Below are 1,673 nucleotides of genomic sequence, written 5' to 3'. Positions count from 1 at the left end.
GGAGGTGACCGCGCGCCGGGTCGCGTACCGGGAGCGCACGCGCTCGGCGGTCCGCAGCACGTACGGCGTCAGCAGCAGTCCCACGCCCATCACGGCGGCGCCGGCGACCGCGTCGAGGAAGTAGTGGTTGGCGGTGCCCATGACGACGATCGTGGTGATGAGCGGATAGGCGACGGCGGCCGTCTTCGCCAGGCGCGTGCCGCCGTGGCGCCACAGCATGACCCCGCACCACAGCGACCAGCCGACGTGCAGGCTCGGCATGGCGGCGTACTGGTTTTGGTCATGCCGCCCATGCCGCGCGGAGCGCTCGCCTCGCCGCCCCACCAGCCGTACGAGCTGTACTGGGCCATCGTGTCGACGAAGCCGTGGCCCTCGGCGAGCAGCCGGGGCGGGCAGGTCGGCAGCAGGGTGAAACCGATCAGGCCGATGAAGGTCGACGTCATCAGCCAGGTGCGGGCCGCGCGGTAGTGCACGGCGCGGGACCGGAACAGCCAGACCAGGATCACGGGCGTGACCAGGTAGTGCAGCGACGCGTACCAGAAGTCGGCCGGGACGCCGATCCACGGCTCGCGCGTGAAGAGCCGGTTCAGGGGGTGCTCGGCGTTGAGGAACAGCGCCTTCTCGATGTCCAGGATCGCCACGCCGTGGTCGACGGCGGTACTGACGTCGCCCCGGGCGAGCAGGCGGCCCGCCGAGTAGCAGGCGTACACCAGCAGGAGCAGCGGCAGCTCGGTCCACCAGCGCGGGCGGGTTCGAGGCGTCGCCTCCACGCCAGCTATGTCGGCGTGCGGCATCCGATCGCCTCCCCCTTCTCGTCACGGCGTCCTGTGGACAGGTCGTGACACTTTACGGTGTCCTCGGGCGCGTCCGTCGGCCGCCCTGGCCCACTAGACGCCGAGATCGCCCCCCGGGTTGCTCGGGCGGGCCGTACGCGATGATGGACGGGTTCCACCGCTCGTACCTCCCCGGAAGGTCCCCCGCCCATGGCACCGCGCATGCTGCTGGCCCGCCACGGACAGACGTCCTGGTCGCTGGCCGGAAAGCACACCGGCAGGACCGACGTCCCCCTCCTGGAGGAGGGCCGCCGGGGCGCGAAACTGCTGGGCGAGCGCCTGCACCGCGCGCCCTTCGACGGGCTGGCGGACGTCGAGGTGCGCACCAGCCCGCTCTCCCGCGCGCGGGAGACGTGCGACCTCGCCGGCTTCGGCGAGCGCGCGCAGACCTGGGACACGCTCATGGAGTGGGACTACGGCACCTACGAGGGCATGACGCCGGCGGAGATCCAGGCCGTCCGGCCGGGCTGGCTGATCTGGCGGGACGGCGTCCCCGGCGGCGAGAGCCTGTCCGAGGTCACGGCCCGGGCCGACGAGGTCGTCGCCTGGGCGCGCGAGGCGGACCGGGACGTGCTGGTCTTCGCGCACGGGCACATCCTCCGGTCCATCGGCGCACGCTGGCTGGGGCTGCCGCTGGACTTCGCGGCCAGGCTCCGGCTGAACCCGACCTCGCTGTCGGCGCTGGGCTGGGCCTACGGCGAGCCCGCCGTCGAGAGCTGGAACGACCTGGGGCACCTGAACCCCTGACGACGGCCGTCCGCGGTGTTCCTCACGCGGTGCGCGGCAGCGACGCGTGCCGGTCCAGGAACGCCGTCACCCCGCTCGCGCGCCGGTGCGGCA

General features: G+C 72.9%; 2 protein-coding genes and 1 pseudogene. 1 reads left to right on the top strand and 2 read right to left on the bottom strand.

Annotation, left to right across the window (positions count from 1 at the left end; all coding sequences use genetic code 11):
- Together ACFY5C_RS41415 and ACFY5C_RS41410 are read right to left on the bottom strand one after the other, a co-directional pair.
- The coding region (locus ACFY5C_RS41415) for a phosphatase PAP2 family protein (RefSeq protein WP_389455240.1) at positions 1-324 on the bottom strand (324 nt) is incomplete at its 3' end.
- Between the two features lie 128 nt (positions 325-452).
- Positions 453-794, bottom strand: a pseudogene (locus ACFY5C_RS41410) (phosphatase PAP2 family protein); the annotation flags it as partial.
- A 189-nt stretch (positions 795-983) separates the two neighbouring features.
- Between ACFY5C_RS41410 and ACFY5C_RS41405 the strand changes: the two are divergent.
- Entirely contained in the window at positions 984-1,580 is a 597-nt protein-coding gene (locus ACFY5C_RS41405) for a histidine phosphatase family protein (protein ID WP_389455238.1), read from the top strand.
- The last annotated feature ends 93 nt before the right edge of the window (positions 1,581-1,673 follow it).

The organism is Streptomyces sp. NPDC012935 (assembly GCF_042900345.1).
Lineage (GTDB): Bacteria > Actinomycetota > Actinomycetes > Streptomycetales > Streptomycetaceae > Streptomyces.
This window is presented reverse-complemented; position numbering and strand designations above follow the sequence as displayed.